The organism is Micromonospora sp. WMMD987 (assembly GCF_029581435.1).
GTDB classification, from domain to species: Bacteria; Actinomycetota; Actinomycetes; order Mycobacteriales; family Micromonosporaceae; genus Micromonospora; species Micromonospora rifamycinica.
Map to the genome: position 1 here is coordinate 5,517,117 of NZ_CP120861.1, position 17,387 is coordinate 5,534,503.

The following is a 17,387-nucleotide window of genomic DNA, read 5'->3' on the forward strand; positions in this document are numbered from 1 at the left end:
AGATCCAAGGACCGGGGGCTTCCGCAGGCTTGTGCAGAGTTGTTGTCGCTCCAGCGACAACAACTCTCCCCAAAAACGGCGGCCCGAGGGAAATCCGGAGTGGCGGCCCTGCTCGGGAACGCAACGCCACGAATCTCGACCGTCAGGACCGGCCACCCACCCGCGCCGCGAACGCACGCGAGGCTGATGACTCGAAAGTCAGCACCGGCCCACACCGGTCCTTGGAATCCCGCACCGCCACCACACCGGGCAGATTGCCGGCCACCTCGATGCAGGCACCGCCGCCACCGTTGCTACAGGTGCTCTTTCGCCATCGAGCGCCGCTCAGATCCACGTCTCCGCCACCTCCGACATCAGTTCGAGGAACTGCTGTTGCGATACAGATCTTGAATGGTCAGGTTCGTCCGATGTGGCCTGTGTGGCGACGTTGGGTTGGGGTAGTTCGATGGGATGAGGTATCCCGATGGAGGTGGGTTGTCTGCGCGGGGGCGGGCGAAGCGTGAGGCGGTACGGCGGCAGGCTGCCGGGTGGTTCGCCGAGGATGTGTCGGTGCCGGAGATCGCGCGGAGGCTGCGGGTGTCGCGGACCGCGGTGTACGGGTGGCGTAAGCGGTGGCGGGCCGGTGGTGAACAGGCTCTGGCGTCGAAAGGGCCTGGCGGGTCGCGGTGTCGGCTGGACGAGGGGCGGCTGCGGCGGCTGGCTGACGCCCTGGACGAGGGGCCGGCGGCGCACGGGTTCGGCGTCGATCAGCGGTGGACCCTGGCCCGGGTGTCGGACCTGATCGCCCGGAAGTTCCACACCCGGTACACGTTGCGCGGGACGGCGAACATCATGTACCGGCTGGGCTGGTCGGTGCAGGTCCCCGCGCATCGTGCGGTCGAGCGTGACGAGGCCGCGATCATCACGTGGCGGCGGGAGACGTGGCCGGCGGGAAAACGGTAGCGGCGCAGCGGCAGGCGTGGCTGGTCTTCGAGGACGAGGCCGGTCAGACGTTGCGCCCACCGAAGGCCCGCACCTGGGGACCACGCGGGCACACACCCGTGGTCCCGGTGTCGGGCAAGGGCTCCGGCCGGGTCTCGATCGCCGGCCTGACCTGCTACCGGCCCGGCCAGCGGTCGCGGTTCATCTACCGCACGATCGTGCACCGCCGCCGCAAGAACGAGCGGCGCAGCTTCAGCGAACGCGACTACATCGCCCTCCTCGACGCCGCCCACCAACAACTCGACGGCCCGATCGTGCTGATCTGGGACAACCTCAACACCCACGTCAGCGCCGCCATGCGGCAGATGATCGACGCCCGGGACTGGCTGACCGTCATCCGACTACCCGCTTACGCCCCGGACCTGAATCCCACCGAGGCCGTGTGGTCCCACCTCAAACGCAGCATCGGCAACCTCGCCGTCACTGGCGTCGATCACCTCCAGGCGATCATCAAGAACCGTCTCAAGAGCATCCAGTACCGCACCGACCTACTCGACGGCTTCCTCGCTCACACCGGCCTGACACTCGAACCCGACACAACCTGACCATTCAAGATCTGTAGCGCCTCGCACGCTTGACACGAATTGCTGCCATGTCGCGGGGCCGAAGGCCAGCACCGGCCCGTCCGGGTCCTTGGAATCCCGCACGGCCACCACGCCGGACAGGTTGTCCGCCACTTCAACGCAAGCCCCACCCTGGCCGTTGCTGCGGCTGCTCTTGCGCCATTGGGCACCGCTCAGATCCATGTCTCCGCCATTTCCGCCATCAACTCAAGAGACTGCTGCTGCGATAGGGCCTCGCCCCGGATCGACTCCCATACCTCGACCATCTGCCGCAGGAAGTCGGAACGGTCGATCACTGCTCGGGGAGTACCGCGAGGACCGGACCGCCCTGCTGGTCTACCTCGGCACCCTGCTGTGCGAGGCCATGAGCGATTTCGCCACCCTGCACGACGGGGAGACACCGCAGGACCTGACCGAACGCATTCTGACGTGGGCGCGGCCCCGGTGACCCGAGCGGATAGACCTTGGAAGATTTTGGCCCCCATAGGGGCCATTTCCCTCCAAGATCTACGCTGCCGCGAGGTCCGCCACCCTGCCTGGTGACCGCCGTGGTGGGCGGCTCGCCGGGGTGGCCTCCCCGGCCTGGCGCCGCCGGGTCGCTACCGGGAGGCAGGGTACCGCCTGAGGTGCGGCCGTCGGGCAGGTCGGGGTCAGAGGTCGGCGGGGGCGGTGGCGGCGCGGGCGGCGGCGACGAGCTGATCGGTCTCGTCGCGTACCTCGTCGGCGTCGACCGGGGTGCCGGGGTCGTAGCGGACCGTCCAGGTCAGACCGTCCACCCCGGCCACCCGCCGGGCCGCGATCCGGCCCGAGCCGCCGGGCACCGGGTGCTGCTGGGTGTACGCCACCGAGCGGGTCACCCTGGCACGCACCTGGTGCGGCAGGTCCCCCGGATCGAGCAGCAGGTACGTCCCGGCGGGCCGGTCGGCGACCACCTGGTAGCCGTCCCGCTCGGCGACCGTCTCCGCCACCGTGACGGTCAGCTCCCGCCCGGACCAGACGGCCTTGAGGATGTCGTGCCACCCCAGCCTGTCCTCCCGGCCGGGCAGCCAGAGCCCGAGGTTGGTGGCCACCAGCACCCCGGCACCGGAACCGGTGGTGACCGGCGCAGCGGCACCTTCGGCGGCCGAGGCGGCGGCACCGGTGTTCGCCGGGGCGGCGGTACCGGAACCCGTGACGGCCGGGGCGGCGGTACCGTCACCCGGGGCGGCCGATACGCCGACACCGGAACCCATGACGGCCGAGGCGGCGGCACCGTCACCCGGGGCGGCCGATACGCCGACACCGGAACCCATGACGGCCGAGGCGGCGGCACCGTCACCCGGGGCGGCCGATACGCCGACACCGGCACCCGTGACGGCCGAGGCGGCGGCACCGTCACCCGGGGCGGCCGATACGCCGACACCGGAACCGGTGGTGGCCGGGGCGGTGGCATCGGCACCCGGGGTGGCCGGGGCGGTGGTGCTTACGCTGTTTCCGGTGACGGCGGCCCAGGCGAGCACCCGTTCACCGGCGGCCAGCGCGGGGCGGGCGGTGGATGGCAGCTTGGGTTTGCGGCCGAACAGTCCCATCAGAGTCCTCCTGCGGCCTGCTCGCGCAGTGCCCGCGCGTGCTGTTCCAGCGAGAGCAGTTCCCCGAAGAGGGCGAAGTACTCGTCCTTCTGGTTGACCGGGTTGATCCGCTGGATCTTGGACTTGAGGTCCCGGATCCGGGCGGTCACCGAGCCCCACTGCAACTGGGCGAGGGTGCTGGAGACGTACCTCGGGTCGGGTTCGCCGTCGATCCGCAGTGGCTCCACGGCCAGCTCGCTGACCAGCGCCTGGGCGGCGAGGTCCGCGCAGGCATCCCGGACCGCCTCGATCCACACCGCGCCGCCACCGGCCGCCGCCACCCCGCCGGCCGCCGCGATCGCGGTACGGACCGCCGCGTGCACCGGGTGCCGGTACTCGGCGGCCTCGACCGCGTCGAACATCGGCCCGGCGAGGACCGGCTCCTGGAGGGCGAGCTTCAGCGCCTCCCGCTCGACCATCGACTCCGGGCTGTCCACGGCCGGCGCGGCCGGACGGGTCCGGCCCCGCGGCGGGTCGGCCGTCTCCCGCTCGCCCGGGGCATGGGCGGCGGCCAGCACGGCCCGCTGCACCGGCTCGATCTCCATACCGAGGTCACCGGCGAGCTTGCGGACGTACTCGGGGCGCTTCTCCCGGTCTTTGATCTTGGCGACCAGCGGGGCGGCCCGGCGCATCGCCTCCACCCGGCCGTCCACCGTGTCCAGGTCGTAGCGGTTGATGACGTGCCGCAGGGCGAAGTCGACCAGCGGCTCGCGCCGGGCCACCAGGTCGCGGATCGCCAGGTCGCCCTTTGCCAACCGCAGGTCGCACGGGTCCATGTTGTCCGGGCTGACCGCGATGAAGGTACGCCCGACGAAACGCTGGTCGTCCTCGAAGGCGCGCAGCGCGGCCTTCTGCCCGGCGGCGTCCCCGTCGAAGGTGAAGATGACCTCACCGGCCACCGCGTCGGTGTCGAGCAGCAGCCGGCGCAGTACGCCGATGTGGTCCGCGCCGAAGGCGGTGCCGCAGGTCGCCACCGCCGTGGGCACCCCGGCCAGGTGGCAGGCCATCACGTCGGTGTACCCCTCGACGACGACCACCCGGCCCTGCTTGGCGATCTCCCGCTTGGCCTGGTCGATGCCGTAGAGGACGTGCGACTTCTTGTAGATCGGCGTCTCGGGGGTGTTCAGGTACTTCGGGCCGTCGTCGTCGTCGAAGAGTTTCCGCGCCCCGAACCCGATCACGTCACCGGCGATGTCCCGGATCGGCCACATCAGCCGGCGACGGAACCGGTCGATCAGGGTGCCCGAGCGGGACGGCCGGGACAGCCCACCGGTGACCAGCTCGTCGTGGGTGAACCCCTGCTGCCGCAGGTGCTTGGTGAGCAGGTCCCAGGCGTCCGGGGCGAAGCCGCAGCCGTACCGCTGGGCGGCGGCCCGGTCGAAGCCGCGCCGGGCCAGGAACTCCCGGGCCGGACGGGCGCCGGCCGTGGTGAGCTGTGCCTGGTAGAACTCCACGGCGGCGGCGTGCGCCGCCACCAGCCGCTGCTTCTGCCCCTGCTGCGGGCGGGACCGGGGGGCGGCCTGGTCACCCTCGACGTACCGCAGCTGGATGCCGGCCCGGTCGGCGAGCCGCTCGACGGACTCGACGAAGGTGAGGTGCTCGGCGTCCATCAGGAACTTGATCGCGTCGCCGCCGACCCCGCAGCCGAAGCAGTAGAAGACGTTGCGGGCCGGCGAGACGTTGAACGACGGGCTCTTCTCGTCGTGGAACGGGCACAGGCCCTTGAGGTTGCCGCCGCCGGCCGACTTGAGGGTCACCGTGTCCGAGATGACCTCGGCGATGGAGGTGCGCTCGCGGACCAACGCGATGTCCTCGTCCCTGATCCGCCCAGCCATGCGGCGCCACCCCCTCGGTCCTCCATCCTGCCCTGCCGGACCGACGATCCGTCGGGCGGGGGACGGCCGGGTGACGAACGCCCGGCTCAGCGGGGAGGGCGGTGCAGCCAGCGGGTGACCGGGGGCGGGTCCTCCTCGTCGTACGACCGGGCGGCCCGCACGGCGGCGGACAGGCCGGACCGCCGTCCCCGGTCCGGGTGCGGGTTGACCGCCGGGTCCCGGGCCATGTCGCGCAGCAGCGCCACGGCGAGCCCGAGCATCACCACCACGAACGGCAGCGCCACCATGATGGTCGCCTGTTGCAGGGCGGCCAGGCCCCCGGCGAGCAGCAACGCGGCGGCGACCGCCCCGATCAGCACCCCCCAGAGCACCACGAGTACGCGGTGCGGGCGCAGTGCGCCGCCCGAGGTGAGCGACCCCAGCACCAGCGACGCCGAGTCGGCGCTGGTCACGAAGTAGAGCGCGATGAGCACCATGGCCAGCACGCTGGTGACGGTGCCCAGCGGTAGCGCGTCCAGCAGGCCGAACAGCGCCTGCTCGCTGCCCGCCCCGACGTCGGCCACCAGATCGCGGGTGCCGGTGGCCTGGGTACGCAGGGCGCTGCCGCCCATGATCGCGAACCAGATCGCGCTCGCCCCGCTGGGCACCAGCAGGACCCCGACCAGGAACTGACGCACGGTCCGCCCGCGCGAGATCCGCGCGATGAAGGTGCCGACGAACGGCGCCCAGGAGATCCACCAGGCCCAGTAGAAGATCGTCCAGGACCCGAGCCACGCCGGGTCGGAGAACGCGCCGGTACGGGTGGACATGAACACCAGGCTGCTGAGGTAGTCGCCGATCGACGCGGGCAGCACCTCCAGCGTGTAGATCGTCGGCCCCACCACGAACACGAAGATCATCAGCAGTAGGGCCAGCAGGACGTTGGCGGTGGACAGCCACTTGACCCCCCGGTGCAGGCCGGAGAAGGCCGAGACGACGAAGGCCAGGGTGAGCGCGCCGATCACCGTCAGTTCCACCGACCGGGTGTCCGGTACGCCGGCCACCAGGTCCAGACCGGCGGCCACCTGGAGCGCGCCGAGGCCGAGGCTGGTGGCCGAACCGAAGACCGTGGCGAAGACGGCGAGCAGGTCGACGGCCCGACCGGCCACCCCGTCGGCCCGCGCGCCGAGCAGCGGGCGGAACGCGGCCGAGATCCGGTTGTCCCGCCCCCGACGGAACGTCGAGTACGCCAGCGCCAGCGCGGTGACGGCGTAGATCGCCCACGGGTGCAGCGTCCAGTGGAAGAGCGTGTACCGCATGGCCGCCGCCCCGGCGGCCGGGGTCTGTGCCGCGACGCCGGTGGCCGGCGGCGGGATGGCGTAGTGCTGGATCGGCTCGGCCACCGCGAAGAAGACCAGACCGATGCCCATCCCGGCGCTGAACATCATGGCAACCCAGGCCAGCGTGCTGAACTCCGGCTCGTCGTCGTCGGCACCCAGCCGGATCCGGCCGTAGCGTGAGGTCGCGACGACCAGCGCGAGCACCAGGAAGGCGTCCGCCGCGACGACGAAGAACCAGCCGAAGGTGCCGATCACCCAGGCCAGCCCGGACTCGCCGAAGCCGGCCAGCGAACCGCGCGCGGACACCCCCCAGAGCACGACCGCCAGCACCCCGCCGACGCCCAGGGCGAGCACCACCGGGTCGGGCCTGCCACCCGACCGCGTACCGACGTCCCGCGCCCGCTCAGCCATGGTCACATCGTCCCGCCCGGCGACCCCGGTAGCAGGCGATTACGCCCATTCCCACGACCCGTGGACGGGTGCGCCCATTCCCACGACCCGTGGACGGTGCTCAGGTCAGGACTTCGGCCTCCTCGGCCTCCACCTGGCGGTTCCAGTCCTGCTTGGTGGAGCGCCAGCCCTCGTCGTCCATGCCCTGCCGCCAGTAGCCGGAGATGGACAGCGCCTCCCGGGGCACCCCCCGCTCGACCCGCAGCAGCCGGCGCAGCTCCTTGACGAAGGTGGCCTCGCCGTGCACGAAGGCGTGCACCCGACCGGGCGGGAACTCCAGCGCCCGTACCGCCTCGACCAGGGCCTCGCCGACCGGTCGTCCGGCCCGGTGCAGCCAGGTCAACGCCACCGCGCCGGGGCTGGACAACGACTGCTCGTCGGCCGGGTCGGCGATCTCGACCAGGACGACCGCCGGGGCTCCCTCGGGCAGCCGCTCCAACGCCGCGCCGATCGCCGGCAGTGCGCTCTCGTCGCCCACCAGCAGGTGCCAGTCCGCCGTCGGATCCGGCGCGTACGCCCCACCGGGGCCGGTGAACAGCACCTCGTCGCCGGGCCGCAGCCGGGCCGCCCACGGCCCGGCCACCCCCTCGTCACCGTGGTGCACCACGTCGACGGTCAGCTCGCCGACCGAGGCGTCCCAGGCCCGCACGGTGTACGCCCGCAGCCGGGGCCACTGCTCACGGGGCAGCTCCCGCTTGATCGCCGTCAGGTCCAGCGGCCTCGGCAGGTCCACGCCGGCCGGCGGAAACACCAGCTTGATGTAGTGGTCGGTGAACTCCCCGACCGGCAGCCCGGTCAACTCCTCACCGCCGAGCACGAGCCGCACCAGATGCGGCGTGGGCCGTCCCACCCGCACCACCCGCGCCGACGTGACCGACCTGACCCGCTCAACCATGTCACTAAGGCTACCCTAACTCCCCCACCCCCCACCCTCACCCCCGCCCCGGGCGGACCGACCCGTCCCGGCCCGCCCCGCCAGCCCTCGGTGATCAAGAGGTACAGGGCAAAGTTGATCACCAAACTGGCGTGAACCTCTTGATCACCGGGCTCCCGGGGGCGGGGGGTTAGGGGTGACCTGGGTCAGGCGGGTGTGCCAGGTCAGGGCGGCGGGGTCGGTGAGGGAGGCGACCTGGTCGATGACCACGCGGAGGCGGGCGCGGTCGTCCGCGGCTTCTCGCCACAGCGGGGCGAAGACCGGGTCGAGGGCTTCCGGGGCGCGTTCGGTGAGCGCGGCGACCAGTTCCGTGATCACCTCCCGTTGTCGCAGGTAGCGGGCGCGGGCGTCGGGACGGCACATGACGTACCGCCAGGCGATGCCCTTGAGCAGCGCGCACTGTGCCCTGATCCGGCGCGGCACCACCAGGTCGGCGGCGTACCGGTGGTGGGGGCCGGGGCCGAAGCGCTCCCGGGTCGCCCCCACCACGGTCGCCACGAACCGGCCGGTGAGCACGCTGGTGGTGGCCTTGAGCGCGACCTGCGCCCGGTGGCTGCCGTCGTACCCGGCCAGCGGGGTGAGCACCGGATCGGCGAGCAGCTCGACCAGCACTCCGCCGAGATGGTCCGGCGACTCTCCCGAGTAGACCGCGGCCACGTCGGCGCAGAGCGCCGCACGCTCGTCCGGGTCGTCGAGGAGGGGACGCAACGAGACGTAGCCGCCGTGGATGCCGTCCTCGACGTCGTGCACCGAGTACGCCACGTCGTCGGCCCAGTCCATCACCTGCGCCTCGAGGCAGCGACGGGCACCGTCGAACGGGTCGCCGCCGGCCCCCTCGGCACCGGGCACGCCGGTACCAGGCACGTCGGCAGGGGGTCGGGCCGGGGTGGCGGGGGTGCCGGCGCGCAGCCAGTCGAAGACCGGGCGGTCGTCGCCGTACGCGCCGAACTTGCGCAGCCCGGGGCGGCGGGGCCACGGGTACTTGCTGACCGCGTCGAGCGCGGCCCGGGTCAGGTTGAGCCCGGCGGGGCTGCCGTCGGGGGCGAGCACCTTGGCCTCCAGCCGGGTGAGCACCCGCAGGGTCTGCGCGTTGCCCTCGAAGCCGCCGCAGGGCGCGGCGAGCCCGTCGAGGGTGTCCTCGCCGTTGTGTCCGAACGGCGGGTGCCCGAGGTCGTGGGCCAGCCCGGCGGTGTCCACCAGGTCGGGGTCGCAGCCGAGCCGGGCACCCATCTCCCGGGCGATCTGGGCCACCTCCAGCGAGTGGGTCAGCCGGGTACGCAGGAAGTCGTCGGTGCCGGCGACGTGCACCTGGGTCTTCGCGGCGAGCCGGCGGAAGGCCGCCGAGTGCAGTACCCGGGCGCGGTCCCGCTCGTACGGCGACCGGCCGTGGCCGGTGTCCTTCGGCGGCTCCTCGGCCCACCGCTGCGCGTCGAACGCCTGCGCGTCGAACCCCTGGGCGTCGAACCGCTGCGCGTCGAACCCCTGGGCGTCGGACGCCTGCCCGGCGGCTGGTGCGGCGGGAAACTCCACCATCCGGCCACCCTTCCCGGTCGTACCCCGTGGTCGTGGGCACCCAGGTTACGCCGCGACGCGCCCGGACAGCCCGGGCATCGGGACGCGGACGCCCAGCCGCGCCGGACACCGGGCACCGGACACCAGACACCGGGCACCGGACAGCCAGACGCCGGACGCGCGACGCCCACCGGCAAGCGGCCGGTGGGCGTCGCGGGCGGTCAGCGGCTGTCGGAGCCGGTGGTCTCGATGGCGGCCCGGCCGGCCTCCAGCCGGGCGACCGGCACCCGGAACGGCGAGCAGGAGACGTAGTCCAGCCCCACCTCGTGGAAGAAGTGCACCGAGTCGGGGTCGCCGCCGTGTTCGCCGCAGACGCCGAGCTTCAGCCCGGGGCGCGCGGCCCGGCCCTCCTCGGCGGCGATCCGGACCAGCCGGCCGACCCCGTCGCGGTCGATCGACTCGAACGGGGAGATGCCGAAGATGCCCAGCTCCAGGTAGCGCCAGAAGAACGCGCCCTCGACGTCGTCCCGGGAGAAGCCCCAGCCCATCTGGGTGAGGTCGTTGGTGCCGAAGGAGAAGAACTGCGCCGCCTCGGCGATCTGGCCGGCGGTCAGCGCCGCCCGGGGAACCTCGATCATGGTGCCGATCAGCACCTCGACGCCGCTGTCCCCGACCACCTCGGCGATGATCTTCTCGGCTTCGGTGCGTACCGTCTCCAGCTCCTGCACCGCGCCGACCAGCGGGACCATGATCTCCGGGCAGGCGGTGCCCCCGTCGCGGGTGACCGCGACGGCGGCCTCGGCGATCGCGCGGACCTGCATCGCGAACAGACCGGGGATGACCAGGCCGAGGCGCACGCCGCGCAGCCCGAGCATCGGGTTCTCCTCGTGCATCCGTCGGACGGCGGCGAGCAGCGCCTCCTCCTTGGCGACGTCCTCGCCGCGTTCCTGGGCGACGGCGACGTTGACCGCGAGCTGTTCCAGCGGGGGCAGGAACTCGTGCAGCGGCGGGTCGATCAGCCGGACGGTGACCGGCAGTCCGGCCATCTCGCGGAAGATCTCCACGAAGTCCTGGCGTTGCAGGGGCAGCAGCGCGGCGAGGGCGTCGGTGCGGTCGGCGTCGGTGGCGGCGAGGATCAGCCGCTCCACCAGTTCCCGCCGGTCGCCGAGGAACATGTGCTCGGTGCGGCACAGGCCGATGCCCTCGGCACCGAAGCGCCGGGCGCGGGCCGCGTCCGCCCCGGTGTCGGCGTTCGTCCGTACGGCCAGCCGCCGTCGGGTGTCGGCATGCGTCATGATCCGGTGTACGGCCCGGACCAGCGCGTCGTTGGTCCGCTCCGGGTCGAGGCTGCCCTCGAAGTACTGCACCACCTCCGACGGCGTGACCGGCACCTCGCCCAGGTAGACCCGGCCGGTGGTGCCGTCGATGGAGACGACGTCGCCTTCGACGACGGTGTGCCCGCCGACGGTGAACCGCTTCGCCGGCACGTCGACCTCGATCCCGTCGGCCCCGGAGACGCAGGTCTTGCCCATTCCCCGGGCCACCACGGCGGCGTGGCTGGTCTTGCCGCCGCGCGAGGTGAGGATGCCCTGGGCGGCGATCATGCCGTTGAGGTCGTCGGGGTTGGTCTCCCGGCGGACCAGGATCACCGACTTCCCCTCGGCGGCCAGCTCGACCGCGCGGGCCGAGGTGAAGACCACCGCGCCGGAGGCGGCCCCCGGGGACGCCCCGATGCCCCGGGCGACCGCCTCGAAGTCGTGGTCGAGCTGGAAACGGGGGAACATGAGCTGGGCGAGCTGGGCGCCGTTGACCCGGTGCAGCGCCTCGTCCAGGTCGATCAGGCCCTCGTCGACGAGCTGGCCGGCGATGACGAACGCGGCGGCGGCGGTGCGCTTGCCCACCCGGGTCTGGAGCATCCAGAGCTTGCCCCGCTCGATGGTGAACTCGATGTCGCAGAGGTCCCGGTAGTGCCCCTCCAGCCGGGCCATGATGTCGAGCAGTTCGTGGTAGGACGTCGGGTCGAGCCGTTCCAGCTCCTGCAACGGCACCGTGTTGCGGATGCCGGCGACGACGTCCTCCCCCTGGGCGTTGGCCAGGTAGTCGCCGTAGATGCCCTGCGCGCCGCTGCCCGGGTCGCGGGTGAAGGCGACCCCGGTGCCGGAGTCGGGGCCGAGGTTGCCGAAGACCATCGCCACCACGTTGACCGCGGTGCCCAGGTCGGCGGGGATGCGCTCCTGGCGGCGGTAGAGGATCGCCCGCTCCGCGTTCCACGACGCGAAGACCGCCCGGATCGCCAGGTCGAGCTGTTCGCGCGGCTCCTGCGGGAACTCCCGCCCGGTGTGCTTGGCGAAGATCTTCTTGTACGTCTCGACCAGCCCGCGCAGGTCGTCGGCGTCGAGGTCGAGGTCGTCGTGCGTGCCCTTGGCGCGCTTGGCCTCGTCGAGGGCGTGCTCGAACTCCTCGCCCGGCACCTCGCAGACGGTCTTGCCGAACATCTGGATGAGCCGGCGGTAGGAGTCCCAGGCGAACCGGTCGCTGCCGCCGGAGGCGGCCTGACCCACGCTGCCGCCGGAGGCGGCCTGACCCACGCTGCCGCCGGAGGCGGCCTGACCCACGCTGCCGCCAGCCTGGCGTGCGAGTCCTACGACGCTGCGGTCGTTGAGGCCGACGTTGAGGACGGTCTCCATCATGCCGGGCATGCTGAACCGGGCACCGGAGCGTACCGAGACGAGCAGCGGGTCCTGCGGATCGCCGAGGCGTCTGCCCATCTCGCGTTCCAGCGCCTCCAGGTGGGCCTCGATCTGCCCGGCCAGCCCGTCCGGTTCCCGCCCGGTCGCCAGGTAGGCCTTGCATGCCTCGGTGGTGATGGTGAAACCGGGTGGCACCGGCAGGCCGAGGTTGGTCATCTCGGCGAGGTTGGCCCCCTTGCCGCCGAGCAGATCCTTGAGTTCCTTGTTGCCCTCGGCGAAGTCGTAGACGTACTTGTCGCCAGCCTTCTCTCGCGCTGTCACCAGAAGCCTCCCACGCGCGCCGGAATTGACACTTAACGAAGGTTCAGTTCTGACCTACCCCGGGGCTGACCTCAGACCATCCGGCCTGGTCAGCGATCGGTGGGCGAAGGTTAAGCGAACATCGGGCGGGCTGGGACCGTTCGGTGACAATAGGCACAGCCGTCACGACTATCCGCGTTCGCGCGGGTTTCTGGGAACGCTTCCATGCGCACGTTCACGCAATTCCGGTTTCCCCTCGTACCCTTGACGTCACCGGTTTCGCCAAACCTGACCTTTGCCATATCCCTCGCGAATACACCTCCCGGAGCCGCCCCGTGTCGCGCACCCCACGTACCGGCGTCGCCCCCGTCCCCGAGCAGCCGCGGCGGGCCGACGCCGACCCGACCCCGGCCGCCCCCGCCTCCGGCGGACCGACGCCGGCCACACCGCCCACGGTGGTGCCGTCGGCGACCGCGCTGGCCCGTAGCGCGGCGGAGGCCGCCGGCCGGCTGCTCGCCCGGCCGACCGTCGGGTTGGGGGACGTGGTGCCCGCGCCCGCGTCGGTCCGCCCGCGGCCGGACGCCGACTTCGTCCTTCCCACCGACGCGGCGGTCCGGGTGAGCGCCGACCCGGCCGCCCGGGAGGTCGCGGAGCACCTCGCGGAGCTGCTCCGCCCGGCCACCGGCTACCCGCTCCCGGTCGCCGACCTGCCGACCGCCCCGGGTCCGCTGCGGCTCACCCTGGCCGCCGCGGCGCCCCGCACGTCGGCGGCGTCGCCCGGGGACGACGAGGGATACCGACTCGACGTCGACCCCGACGGGGTACGGATCACCGCCGACACCGCAACCGGCCTCTTCCACGGCGTACAGACGCTGCGGCAACTGCTGCCCACGGCGGTGGAGAGCCGGACCCCGGTGGCCGAGCGTTGGGTGGTGCCCGGCGGGACGATCGTCGACCGCCCCCGCTTCCCCTACCGGGGCGCGATGCTCGACGTGGCCCGGCACTTCTTCGGGGTCGACGACGTGTGCCGGGTGCTCGACCACCTGGCCCGGTACAAGCTCAACCACCTGCACCTGCACCTCACCGACGACCAGGGCTGGCGGATCGCCGTGGACTCCTGGCCCCGGCTGACCGCCGTCGGCGGGCGTACCGAGGTCGGCGGTGGCCCCGGCGGCTGGTACACGGCCGCCGACTACCGGCGCATCGTCGCGTACGCCGCCCGCCGGCACATCACCGTCGTACCCGAGGTCGACCTGCCCGGTCACACCAACGCGGCGCTGGTCGCGTACCCCGAACTCGCCCCGGACAAGGTCGCGCCGCCGCCGTACACCGGCACCGAGGTCGGTTTCAGCCACGTCGACCCCACCGACGAGCGGACGTACGACTTCGTCGCCGACGTGCTCGGCGAGCTGGCCGCGTCGACCCCCGGGCCGTGGCTGCACATCGGCGGTGACGAGGCGTACAAGGTGAAGGGGGCGGCGTACACCGGCTTCGTGGAGCGGGTGCAGCGGATCGTCGCCGGGCTCGGCCGGACCGTGGTCGGCTGGCACCAGATCGCCCCCGCCGGGCAGGTCGACGGCCGGGTGCTCCAGTGGTGGGGCACCGACGGCGACGACCCCACCGTGGCCGAGGCGGTACGCCGGGGCGCGCGACTGATCCTCTCCCCCGGCAACCACGCGTACCTGGACATGAAGTACGCCCCGGACACCCCGCTCGGACACGACTGGGCGGGCCTGATCGACGTGCACCGGTCGTACCACTGGGATCCGGCCACCCACCTGACCGGCGTCCCCGCCGAGGCGGTGCTCGGCCTGGAGGCCCCGCTCTGGACCGAGTCGGTGACCTCGCTGGCCGAGATCGAGTTCCTGTTCTTCCCCCGCCTGCCCGCCCTCGCCGAGGTGGCCTGGTCCGCGCCGTCGACCCGGGGTTGGGCCGGCTTCCGGGGCCGGCTCGCCGCCCACGGCCCCCGCTGGCACGCCGCCGGCATCGCCTTCCACCCGTCCCCGGAGATCCCCTGGCCCGCCGCGTCGGTCGGCGGGCATCTCCCCGGCCCCGCTGGCACGTACCGGAATCCCGCGCCCGGCCGGCCCGAACGGGGCCGAAACCTCACCGCACCCGACACCCCCTGACGACCCTTCGCCTCCGAGCCCGGCCGCTCACCTCCGACCTGCCGACTCTCCGGCGGTCGTCGTGCGTCGGCCTTGCCCGGCGTGCGGTGCCCGGCGGACTCGCCGACCTGCCGCGGGATCGACCCTCCAACCACGTTCAGTCACATCGGGCACCGAGGCTCGCATTTCACGTGGAGTGACCGCCTCTGGCGTCGGCCCAGGGACCTCCACCACCCCCTCACCCGCCCTGAACTGCCCATACTCATCGCCTCTCGACAACCACCACATACCCCGCTCGCACCCTTTGCTCTGCTGCCACATGCGCACCAGACACCTCAGGTAACCGTCGCGGGGAGGGCAGCAGAGCAAAGGGGGTGGAGGGGTGAGTGGCATGGCGGGCTACTTGTGACGCTGGGTGACCGGATTCGGAGGTTGCCGACGACCGGGCGTCGCGGCGGCGTACCGGTGACGGACAGCCCACCGGCGGGTGACGGGGGCCACCCGCACGGCGGAATCGTCGGGCGGGCGGGGTCGTTACACCCGGTATCCGCGATCGCCCCGGCCGGCCCCCGGCCCGGAAGCGGGCCGGGGAATGTCTGAACCACCGGGCCGGTTGTGTCTCCCCCGACCGGCATCCCCACGATCGCCGGTCCGATCTTCCTCTTCACCTGTCGATGCGGCACGACCGCGTGGCGTCCCGCACCCCTGCGGGACCGCGCGGGAACCCCCGAGATGCAGAGGAGCACCCCCTTCATGCGTACCGACATCCTGCGCAAGACCGTGCTGACCGCTGCCGGCCTGGCCCTCACCGCCGGTGGCATCGCCGGCCCCGCGCTGGCCGCGCAGGCCGCCGAGACCAACCGGCCCGCCGCCGTGGCGCAGGCCGACCGCCGGCCCACCGGCGAGCGGGAACTGAAGGTCGACTACGCCGCCCAGCCGAACTTCTACTACTGCGGTCCCGCCGCCGCCCGCAACGCGCTGAGCGTCCAGGGCAAGAAGATCGACGTGGACGCCATGGCCAAGGAGATGGGCACCACCGAGAGCGGCACCGACAGCATCAACGACATCACCCCGATCCTGAACAAGGAGACCGGCCGCAAGGACGCCTACCGGAGCACCGAGATCCCGGCGGGCAAGGTCGACGGCAAGCGCGTCGAGCAGCTGCGCGCCGACATCGTCCGGGCGGTGGACGACGGCCGCGCCGTGGTCGCCAACATCGCCGGCACCGCCACCGACACCGACGGCAACGCCCACTCCTTCGAGGGCGGGCACTACATCAGCGTCGTCGGCTACCGCGACGGTGGGCGGGTCGTGACGATCGCCGACTCCGCCAACCCGGACACCGCCGCCTACCGGATCGACGTCGACGAGCTGGCCCACTGGATCGCCAGCCGCGGCTACGCCTCCTGACCCGTTGCACCCGGCATGCCGAAGGGCCGACCCCGAGGGGTCGGCCCTTCGCCCTCGTGTTTTGACCGTTGTGTGGGCAGGGTGGTCTGGCGGTGTGGTGTGGGTGTTCGTGGTGGTGTGGTGTGGGTGTTCGTGGTGGTGTGGGGGTGGGGTGTTATTTGCCCTTGTGGATGGCGTTGCGGCGGATGACGGGGTAGCGGGTTCGGCGTTTGCGGCGTTTTCCGGCGGGGCGTCCGGGTCCGGGGTGTCCGGGTTTCGGGTGGCCTGGTGGTTGCCAGGCGTTGCGGAGAGCGGGCGAAACCTGTCGGCGGGTCTGGCCGGGGGTGGGGGTTGTGGTGGTGGTGGGTTCCCAGGGCAGCCGGTGGTGGGTGAGGTGGGTGCGGGTGCAGAACAGGTGGAGGTAGGCGTAGGCGTGTAGGCGGAGCCAGGTGGTCAGGGTGTCGGGTTGGCGGGGGTGGAAGTCCGGGGCGTGGGCGGTGGTCTTCAGGTGGCGGAAGTAGTGCTCGATGTCGTAGCGGGTCAGGTAGGTCATGACAAGGGTGAGTAGGTCGCGGCGGGTGCCGGAGTACCAGAGTGCGAGGTCGCCGGCGCGGCGGCTGGGGCGTAGGTGCTGGACCCGGGCGAGGAGCACGGTGCCTTCCACGATCGGGAGGGTGGTCTGGCCGGTGAATCCGCGGCTGGCGCGGGTGAGTTTGGGGTGGACCTGGTGCCAGGCCCGGACGGTGACGGTGCCGTAGATGTCGAGTGGTCCGCTGACACCGGCGTCCGGGGTCAGGTCGGGTTCGCGCAGGGTCAGCCGGAATCCGTGTCGGCGGGGCCGGCCTCCGAGTGGGTGGGCGGCCCGGTGTTCGGGTCTGGTCCACATGGTCTGCGAGGTCGCGAGTCTGACCAGGACGTCCGCGGGAATCCTGCGTTCGCGGATCAGGTGGGTGATCCGGGCCGCGGGATAGCCGGAATCGAGGAGGAACAGCGACGGGTCGCCCGGGCGGGCGCCGTCGGCTGCGCAGATCTGTGCGATGTGGCCGACGGTGACCTCGACCAGGTCGTCGTCGGAGGTGATGCGGTCGGCCAGGACCGGCACGACCCACGAGTCCGGGGTCAGCGTCAACCGGACGACGTGCTGATACCGCCACCCGGTCTTGATCAGCGCCGCACCACGCGGGCCGCCTGGGGTGTACTGCGGTTGCCGGTCCGGGCTGGTGGCTGCGTTCGGCCGGGGCCACGCGGTGGTATCGACGGCATACACCCGGGGCAGACCGGACCGAGCGGCGATCCGGCACGCCGCCCGCAACGCCCGGCCGGTATCGATCTCGCCGTCGCGTAACGCCCGGTACGCCGCGGCGTGCCCGGTGACCGTGCCCAGCGACAGATGCGCCGGGCAGCCACACCGTCCCTGGTCCGCGGCCAGCTCATCGACCAGCGAGAACAACGTCCTCGACCGCGACACGAGGACACCCTCGTACAACTCCCGCCGCCACGCATCCAACAAGATCCGGCCCAGCTCGCTGTCACCGGCACCGGTAGCCGCTACGCTCCTCATCGAGAACCCTGCCCATTGATGATCTTTGTGTGAGAACTCAGATCATGGACAGGGTTCTCCCTGTTCCGCTAGACCTCGACCACCACAAATCCCCACGATGGTCAAAACACGAGGCCGAAGGGCCGACCCCGAGGGGTC

Annotated in this window: 12 protein-coding genes and 2 pseudogenes; 4 read left to right on the top strand and 10 right to left on the bottom strand. The window is 72.2% G+C overall.

From position 1 onward, the window contains the following. Positions 1-142: 142 nt before the first annotated feature. Positions 143-334, bottom strand: a complete 192-nt coding sequence (locus O7612_RS23200; protein WP_282267330.1) for a DUF397 domain-containing protein — start codon at positions 332-334, stop codon at positions 143-145. 140 nt (positions 335-474) lie between these two features. On the opposite strand from O7612_RS23200, the gene O7612_RS23205 reads away from it, so the two are divergent. Together O7612_RS23205 and O7612_RS23210 are read left to right on the top strand one after the other, a co-directional pair. After that, positions 475-942, top strand: coding sequence for a winged helix-turn-helix domain-containing protein (locus O7612_RS23205; RefSeq protein WP_231932599.1), 468 nt, complete (start codon positions 475-477; stop codon positions 940-942). Next, positions 921-1,526, top strand: a complete 606-nt coding sequence (locus tag O7612_RS23210) for an IS630 family transposase (protein WP_282265593.1) — start codon at positions 921-923, stop codon at positions 1,524-1,526. Before O7612_RS23205 ends, O7612_RS23210 begins: the two co-directional genes overlap by 22 nt. Before the next feature lie 33 nt (positions 1,527-1,559). On the opposite strand, the pseudogene O7612_RS23215 reads toward O7612_RS23210, so the two are convergent. From O7612_RS23215 to ppdK, 8 genes and pseudogenes are all read right to left on the bottom strand, one after another. Then, positions 1,560-1,727 (bottom strand): annotated as a pseudogene (locus tag O7612_RS23215) (DUF397 domain-containing protein); the annotation flags it as partial. Continuing rightward, entirely contained in the window at positions 1,718-1,840 is a 123-nt protein-coding gene (locus O7612_RS23220; RefSeq protein WP_282274117.1) for a hypothetical protein, read from the bottom strand. The pseudogene O7612_RS23215 and the gene O7612_RS23220, both read right to left, overlap by 10 nt. A 354-nt stretch (positions 1,841-2,194) precedes the next feature. Next, positions 2,195-2,623: pseudogene (locus O7612_RS23225) on the bottom strand (hypothetical protein); the annotation flags it as partial. A 488-nt stretch (positions 2,624-3,111) separates the two neighbouring features. Further along, a complete protein-coding gene (gene dnaG, locus O7612_RS23230) occupies positions 3,112-4,986 on the bottom strand; it encodes a DNA primase (protein WP_282267331.1) in 1,875 nt (624 codons plus the stop codon). Between the two features lie 86 nt (positions 4,987-5,072). Continuing rightward, positions 5,073-6,716: a BCCT family transporter gene (locus O7612_RS23235; RefSeq protein ID WP_282267332.1), complete on the bottom strand. Its 1,644-nt coding sequence runs from the start codon at positions 6,714-6,716 to the stop codon at positions 5,073-5,075. Between the two features lie 100 nt (positions 6,717-6,816). Next, positions 6,817-7,650, bottom strand: coding sequence for a siderophore-interacting protein (locus tag O7612_RS23240; RefSeq protein ID WP_282267333.1), 834 nt, complete (start codon positions 7,648-7,650; stop codon positions 6,817-6,819). Positions 7,651-7,794: 144 nt separating this feature from the next. Beyond that, positions 7,795-9,222: a deoxyguanosinetriphosphate triphosphohydrolase family protein gene (locus O7612_RS23245; protein ID WP_282267334.1), complete on the bottom strand. Its 1,428-nt coding sequence runs from the start codon at positions 9,220-9,222 to the stop codon at positions 7,795-7,797. Positions 9,223-9,422: 200 nt separating this feature from the next. Continuing rightward, positions 9,423-12,212 carry a pyruvate, phosphate dikinase gene (ppdK, locus tag O7612_RS23250; protein WP_282267335.1) on the bottom strand — a complete coding sequence of 930 codons (2,790 nt, stop codon included), beginning with the start codon at positions 12,210-12,212 and terminating at the stop codon, positions 9,423-9,425. A gap of 314 nt (positions 12,213-12,526) precedes the next feature. Between ppdK and O7612_RS23255 the strand changes: the two genes are divergently transcribed. Next, the gene (locus O7612_RS23255) at positions 12,527-14,320 is read left to right on the top strand and encodes a family 20 glycosylhydrolase (RefSeq protein WP_282267336.1); all 1,794 of its coding nucleotides are present in this window, start codon (positions 12,527-12,529) and stop codon (positions 14,318-14,320) included. Positions 14,321-15,052: 732 nt separating this feature from the next. Then, the gene (locus O7612_RS23260; protein WP_282267337.1) at positions 15,053-15,709 is read left to right on the top strand and encodes a C39 family peptidase; all 657 of its coding nucleotides are present in this window, start codon (positions 15,053-15,055) and stop codon (positions 15,707-15,709) included. A 154-nt stretch (positions 15,710-15,863) separates the two neighbouring features. Here the strand turns inward: O7612_RS23260 and O7612_RS23265 are convergent, their stop codons facing one another. Then, positions 15,864-17,249 (bottom strand): hypothetical protein, encoded by a 1,386-nt coding sequence (locus O7612_RS23265; RefSeq protein WP_282267338.1) that lies wholly within the window; start codon positions 17,247-17,249, stop codon positions 15,864-15,866. Between the last annotated feature and the right edge of the window lie 138 nt (positions 17,250-17,387).